This window comes from Streptomyces spiramenti (assembly GCF_012034385.1).
Taxonomy (GTDB): domain Bacteria; phylum Actinomycetota; class Actinomycetes; order Streptomycetales; family Streptomycetaceae; genus Streptomyces; species Streptomyces spiramenti.
In genome coordinates this window covers 1-6,883 of sequence record NZ_JAAVJB010000249.1, presented here as the reverse complement: position 1 = coordinate 6,883, position 6,883 = coordinate 1, and the positions used below count along the sequence as shown (strand labels likewise).

Annotated in this window: 4 protein-coding genes and 1 tRNA gene; 3 read left to right on the top strand and 2 right to left on the bottom strand. The window is 73.4% G+C overall.

Translation table 11 applies throughout. From position 1 onward, the window contains the following. Both HCJ92_RS20740 and HCJ92_RS20735 read left to right on the top strand, forming a co-directional pair. A partial coding sequence (locus tag HCJ92_RS20740) for a S1 family peptidase (protein ID WP_167935137.1) occupies positions 1 to 703 on the top strand: 703 nt, incomplete at its 5' end. 268 nt (positions 704 to 971) lie between these two features. Next, positions 972 to 2,174, top strand: a complete 1,203-nt coding sequence (locus HCJ92_RS20735) for an amidohydrolase (RefSeq protein WP_167935136.1) — start codon at positions 972 to 974, stop codon at positions 2,172 to 2,174. Between the two features lie 100 nt (positions 2,175 to 2,274). Here HCJ92_RS20735 and HCJ92_RS20730 read toward each other — a convergent pair whose 3' ends face one another. Together HCJ92_RS20730 and HCJ92_RS20725 are read right to left on the bottom strand one after the other, a co-directional pair. After that, positions 2,275 to 2,655, bottom strand: coding sequence for a DUF488 domain-containing protein (locus HCJ92_RS20730; protein ID WP_167935135.1), 381 nt, complete (start codon positions 2,653 to 2,655; stop codon positions 2,275 to 2,277). A gap of 63 nt (positions 2,656 to 2,718) precedes the next feature. Continuing rightward, positions 2,719 to 6,189, bottom strand: a complete 3,471-nt coding sequence (locus HCJ92_RS20725) for a HelD family protein (protein ID WP_167935134.1) — start codon at positions 6,187 to 6,189, stop codon at positions 2,719 to 2,721. Positions 6,190 to 6,714: 525 nt separating this feature from the next. Between HCJ92_RS20725 and HCJ92_RS20720 the strand changes: the two genes are divergently transcribed. Then, positions 6,715 to 6,787 (top strand) — tRNA-Arg (locus HCJ92_RS20720). The last annotated feature ends 96 nt before the right edge of the window (positions 6,788 to 6,883 follow it).

Below are 6,883 nucleotides of genomic sequence, written 5' to 3'. Positions count from 1 at the left end.
CGCCGCCCTGGGCATGTTCGCCGGGGGCGCCGCCACCGCCGCTGCGCAGCCGACCGCCACCGCGGAGCAGACCCCGGCGGCGGAGACCGGGACCGTCGCCCCTGCCAGCGCCCCCACCGTCATCGGCGGCACGCAGCTCCACTCCAGCGCGGGCCCGTGCGCGGTGGCGTTGAACCTGTACGGCTCCGGCGGAACGCCCTACGGCCTGATGCACGGAGCGTGCGGCCATCCCACCGGCACCACGCAGTGGTTCGCCGACAACGCGCTGACCGTCCCCGTGGGGAGCAGCACCGCGGCCTCGCCGTTCCCGTCCACCCCGCACAGGCTGGTGCAGTACAACGGCAACGGCTCCTACCCGCCGCACCTGGCCACCCCGACCGGCACGATCCGCGTGGGTTCCGCCGTCGCGCTGCCGATAGGCGCCGGGATCTGCAAGGCCGGACCGACCACCGGCATCACCTGCGGGACGGTGCAGGCCCACAACCAGACCCTGGGCTTCCCGCAGGGCGCGCTCACCGGGGTCAGCCGTGCCTCGCTCTGCCCGGACCCGGGCGACACCGGCCGGGCGCTGGTCGCCGCCGGCACGGCCCGGGTGGTCGGCATCGTCGTGGCGGGCAGCGGCAACTGCACCACCGGCGGCACCACCTTCTACCTGCCGATCCAGCCGATCCTCGCCCAGTACGGGCTGGTGCTCTTCGTCTGATCCGCGGCACCCGCCGCGCGGCCGGACCGCCCGCGGGTACGGCAGATGCGTACGGCCCGCCGGCGAGGCACACGGGCACGGCCCGCCGACGGGCACCTCCGCGGGGCCCGCGCAGGTCGCGGCGGGCACGCGGCAGCCGGCACCGCCGGGACCGAACGCTCCCGCACCATGGTCTGCGCCGGGGTGGTGACGTTACGATCACCGCTCCGGCGGCGCCCGCGCATACCGGCCGGCGCCCGTCCGGTACCCAACCGGAAGGAGCACCCCCGTGAACCTGCGCGACGACGCACGGTCCCTCTCGGACGAGCTGGTCGAACTCCGCCGCGACCTGCACCGCATCCCGGAGATCGGTCTCGAACTGCCCCGCACCCAGGAGGCGGTGCTCGGCGCGATCGACGGGCTCGGCCTGGAGGTGACCACGGGCGACGCCGTCTCGTCGGTCACCGGCGTGCTGCGCGGCGGGCGCCCGGGGCCGACCGTCCTGCTGCGCGGCGACATGGACGCGCTGCCCGTCACGGAACGCACCGGGCTGGAGTACGCCGCGCCCGCCGACCGGATGCACGCCTGCGGCCACGACCTGCACACCACCATGCTCGCCGGATCGGCACGCCTGCTGGCGTCCCGGCGCGAACAGCTGGCGGGGAACGTGGTCTTCATGTTCCAGCCGGGCGAGGAAGGTTTCGACGGCGCCGGCCGGATGCTCGACGAGGGCGTCCTCGACGCCTCCGGGGAGCGCCCGGTGGCCGCCTACGCGCTGCACGTGATGTCCGCGAACATCCCCGGCGGGGTGTTCACCACGCGGTCGGGCCCACTGCTCGCCGCGTCCAGCGTGCTGACGGTGACCGTGAAGGGTGCCGGCGGCCACGGTTCGGCACCGCACCGCGCCAAGGACCCGATCCCGGCGGCGTGCGAGATGGTCACCGCGTTGCAGACCTGGATCAGCCGGACCTTCGACGTCTTCGAGCCGGTGGTCCTCACGGTGGGCAAGTTCCACGCGGGCACCGCCTCCAACATCATTCCCGACGAGGCGACCTTCGTCGCGACCGTCCGGACGTTCTCCCCTGAGGCGCTGGCGACGATGAAGGACGGCACGGTCGGTGTGTGCCGCGGCATCGCGTCCGCCCACGGACTGGGCGTGGACGTGGCGTTCGACGAGCAGTACCCGGTCACCGTCAACTCGGGCGCGGAGGCGGAGTTCGTCGCCGACACCGTGCGGGAGGTGCACGGCGAGGAGCGGTACACGCCGCAGACCAACCCGATCCTGGGCGCGGAGGACTTCTCGCGGGTGATCGCCGAGGTGCCCGGCGCGATGGTCTTCCTCGGAGCCGCCCGGCCGGGCGTCGATCCCACCGCGGTGCCCAACAACCACTCGCCGCTGGCAGTCTTCGACGACGCGGTGCTCGCCGACGGGGCCGCGCTCTACGCCGAGTTGGCGGTACGCCGCCTCGGAACCGCCGCCGAGGCCGCCTGAGGCAGGCGAACCGGACGGCCCCGGGGCGCGGCAGACCCCCGGGGCCGTCCGGGCTCACCTCTCGCGCGCGTCCGGGCTCACCTCTCGCGCGCGTCCGGGCTCAGCTCTCGCGCAGCGCCGTGAGGAGCACGGGGACATGGCTGTGGTCCACGTCCCTGGCCGCGGTGAGCAGCGCGACCGGCCCGTGCTCGGCGAGGTCCCGCACGTTCGCCAGGGCCGACACCGCGGCGTCGCCCTCCAGCTCGCGCCGGTACCGGCGGGCGAACTCGTCGTAGCGCCCGTCGGGGTCCGCGTGCATCCAGCGCCGCAGTTCGTCGCTGGGGGCCAGCTCCTTGGGCCAGGCGTCGAGCCGGGCACGCTCCTTGGAGACGCCGCGCGGCCACAGCCGGTCCACCAGCACCCGCGCGCCGTCGTCCTCCTCCGGCTCCTCGTACACCCGCCGAACGGCGAGGTCGAGGTCACCACCGTCGCTGGTCGTCATGTATCGCACGGTAGGTCCGACCCGGCGCCCCCGCATCCCCGCCCGCGCGGGGGCGCCTCGGCGTCACCCGGAGCGGCCCACCAGCGCTCCCAGCTCCCTGCCGCCCCAGCCTTCCGGGGTGTGCCAGACGACGTGGACGCCGAAGATCTCCCGCACCAGGTCGGGCGCCCAGCTCTCGCTCGGCGGCTCCGGAAGAACCAGGTAGAGGCCCTGGGCCGAGGCGGCGAGCGTGCGGTTCACCTCCAGCAGCCTGGTCGCGCCCGCCCGGAGGTCCGCGTAGCGCGAGCGGCCCGCACCCATGGCCTCGTAGAGGAGAAGCCCGGAGTCGGCGACGCAGCTCACGTCGACGACCGGGGAGTCCTCCGGCTGCAGATCCGCCCAGTAGAGGGACGACTTCAGCGCGTAGCGCACGGCTTCGTGCTTGCGACAGCCGCGGTCGGCCGCCGCCTCCTCCTCGAGTCGTCGGATGAAGCTCTCCGGCGCCGGCGGCGCGGCCGGGGCGCCGGAGATCGTTCCCTCGTGGTCCGTCACTGTGTCTTCCTTCCGCTCGGGCTGACGTCGGTCGGCGGCGGGCATGTCGTCGTGCGCGGAGCGGCGGTCGGGCCACCTCTTCCGGAGCTCCTCCCCCGCCGCCGCCAGGGGCCCGGCCCAGCCGGAGCTCGCGACGTCCCGTTCCAGCGCGCGGTGATCGAGGGCGCCTTCCTTCAGTGCCCGCCCGGCACCGGCAGCGAGGTCGCGCAGCACGGTGACGCTGTCCCTCGCGGGGTCTCCGAACAGGTGAAGGACGTCGACCCAGTCGGCCTGGTCCCGTCGAAGGACCCGGTTGGCCATCCCCTGGAGCTCGGAGAGCCGCGCTCGGGCATCGGGGGCCTTCCCGTCGTTCTCGACGAGCTCGTCGAGGACCCCGAGCGCCGCGACGTAGCGCTCCGCCATCCGCTCCGAGACGGGCGAACGGCCGCGTCGGTCCGCGGTGAGCACCGTCTGGTTCGACTCGTTCGCGATGACCCAGCAATCCAGCTCCTCGCCCCGCCGCGGCGGCACCGAGCCGTGGCGGACGGTGAGCACGAGCGACCGCTCCACCCCCGGGGCCAACGCCCGCACCTTGTAGCGACCGCCGGGTGCCCGGTCCACCACCTCGACCCGCACGTCCGTCCCGATCCGTGGCAGCTCGGGCGTCTGCTCGTCGCCGCTCCGGCCGTCGGACTCGGCGTGGTCCTCCTCGTCGGACGTCGGCGCGAGCTCCGGGGGAAGCGGAGCGGTGTGCAGGACGGTCAGGGTCTGGGTGCTGCGGGTCAGCGCCACGTACAGCTGCCTGAGCCCGGACGGGCCCCGGTCCGCGAGGGTCGCCGGTTCCACGACGAGAACATGGTCGTACTCCAGGCCCTTGGCCTGGGAGGCGGCGAGCACCGAGACGTGCTGCCGGCCGAGCTCGGCGACGGCTCCGCTCTCGTCGATCCGGCGGCTGATCTCGTCCAGCCAGTCCAGGTCGTCGGGGACGACGACAGCGATCGAGCGGAGGGTGCTCCCGTCGCTGGTTCCGCTGAGCTGCGCGACATGGTCCACGGTGTCCTGGAGCAGCTTCCAGGGCTCGGTCGCCACCGTCCGCACTGCCTCGGGGCCCGCTTCGCGCACCGCCAGCGGCGACGACAGGGTGGGGGCGACCACCCTGGCGAGCGGAGCGACGAACTCCATGATCTCGGCGGGGACGCGGTAACTCCTGGTGAGTTCGGCCACGCGCCAGTCGCCCTGGTCGGACAGCGCCACGCCGATACGGTCCCAGCTCGTCGGGGTGTGCGGACCGGTCGCCTGCGCCAGGTCGCCCAGCACCGTCATCGAACCGCCCGCGGCACATCGCCGCCGTAGGGCACGCGCCTGCATCGGGGTCAGGTCCTGCGCCTCGTCGATCACGATGTGCCCGTACCGCCGAGGGGTCTCGCCCGTGATGAGGGCCCGCAGCTCCTCGAGGCAGACGTGATCGTCGAGAGTCCACCGGTCGGCGTCCGCGGTGGCGGCACGAGCACGTCGCAGCGCCTGCTGCTCGTCCTCGTCGAGGATGCCTTCGGCGCACTCGGCGAGGAGTTCGGACGAGTCGTAGAGACTGCGCAGCGCCTCACGGGGACCCGGCGAGGCCCACACGCGGTCCACGAGTCGTTCCACTCTGCGGTTGCGTTCCAGGTCCCGGCGGATGGTCCCGGTCTGGCTGCGGCGCGGCGCGACGTCGGAGAGTTCCTGGAGCAGTCGGTCGACGAGCAGGCCACGAAAGCGGTCGCGCCGCTCCCGGTAGGGCGCATCGATCTCACGGACCTGTGTGAGCAGGTCCAGGACCTCGGAGCGCGGCACACGCAGCGTGGTGCTGCCCGCGGTGATAACGACCGCGGGCTCGTCACCTGCGAAAGCGGGCTCGGCGGTGAGGTCGTCGAGGGCTTCGGGGCGGTGGTCGTGCTCCACCCGCCGCCGCAGCACGGCCGCCATGCGCTCGTCGGACTTCACCAACCTGGTGCGGGGCGAGTCCGTTCCCGAGACCTCTCCGTCCCAGAGGCGGCCGAGCTGCACCGCGTTGACGTCCCGTGTGCCGAGCGTGGGCAGTACACGGCCGACGTAGTCGAGGAACCGCTGATGCGGCCCGATGACGAGAATGTCGACTGCCTTGAAGTGATCGTTGTTGACGAGCCAGGTGACGCGGTGGAGGCCCACGGCGGACTTGCCGGTACCGGGTCCGCCCTGGATCACGAGGATGTCCGAGGGAGCGCCGGTGACCAGGTCCATCTGGTCGCGGCGGATCGTCTCGACGATGTCGCGCATGCGACCGCCGCGCGACCGCTGCAACTCGCGGAGAAGGAAGTCGTCCGGCTGGAGCGGCTTCCGGCGCTGTCTGCGGACGATGTCGCCGGGACTCGGAGCCCGCTTCGGATGCGGATCGCCCGCCGCCTGACCGGCCTCCGGCGCCGCGCGGTCCGGGGCGGGCACAGCCGGCCGGCCCGGCGGTGCCTCCACAGGTTCAGCGGGGGGAACGCTGTCGGCCGGGGCCGAACTGCGGGTGTCCTCGGCAGCGCCGCGGGGAACCGGAACATCCGGCTGCACGAACGTCCGCTCCACCGGGACGATCTCGTCGAAGTAGCTCTCCAGCACCCGCTGCACGCAACGCAGCTGACGGCGGAGCGACACGTCACCCGGTGCGTCCGGAAGCGCCTCCATCCATCTCTTCGCCAGCGGACTGGTCCACAGCAGGACCACCGGGTCGTTCTCCGCGTCCTGAACGCCGCGACGCCCGATGTACCAGGGCCGGGGCTCGTCACCGGGCTCTTCCGGGGCATCCACCCGTGCGTAGACCAGCGCCTCGTCCCCGAGGCCGCCGTAGGCGAGGGCACGGGCCTCCGCGTCGACGCGGTTCGCGATACCGTCCTTGCCGGTGGCCGACGCCTTCGCCGCCGACGAGCCGCTCATGGCTGCGAGTCGTTCGTCGTAGCAGGCGTAGGCGTGGTCGACCGCCCGCTGCTCGCCGGCCAGCACGTCGGCCCGAGTCGTTGTGCTCATGTCCGTCCTCCCTGCGGCCCTGTGAAATGCCGCCACGGACCTGCGCCCGCACCCCGGTGAAACAACTATCAGAAACCGTGCGACGGCGAACAGTCAGCGCGTGATGTCCTTGACGAGCGCCCCGGACCGCGGCTGCCGGGGCCCTGAACGTGTCGGCTCGTTTCCGTCGGACATCCGGCTGGTCGCGGCCTGGCCCGACATCGTTCCGGGCAGCTGCGGAAGCGGTTGCGCCCGTACGAGCGTCCCCGTCGAGCCGTCGCGGACAGCGCTCTTCGTGCGATCCGCCCCGCCGGGGAGTACCGCGTCCCCGCCCACGTCGGGATGGCTCGGCGCCGGGCCGGGACGCCCCTCGGGGCGGGGGCCCGGGGGCGCGTCGGCGGCGGTGCGGCCGAGTGGGGCGACCGCCTCGACCGGGCGTTGCCACCAGCTACACTGTCCGCGGCGTGCCACACCGCTGGTGCGCCACGGGATCAGTGGACCGCAGGTCCGGGCCCGGCGGCGGTCCTCGCCGCCGTCCAGATCCCCGCCTCCGTAGCTCAGGGGATAGAGCACGGCTCTCCTAAAGCCGGTGTCGCAGGTTCGAATCCTGCCGGGGGCACTCTCACGACGGCACGGATTCCCGGATCGGTGCGGGTCGGCGACCGGATGGCGCGGACGGTGTCCGCGCCACTCGCGTGTCCGGGTCGGGGCGGGC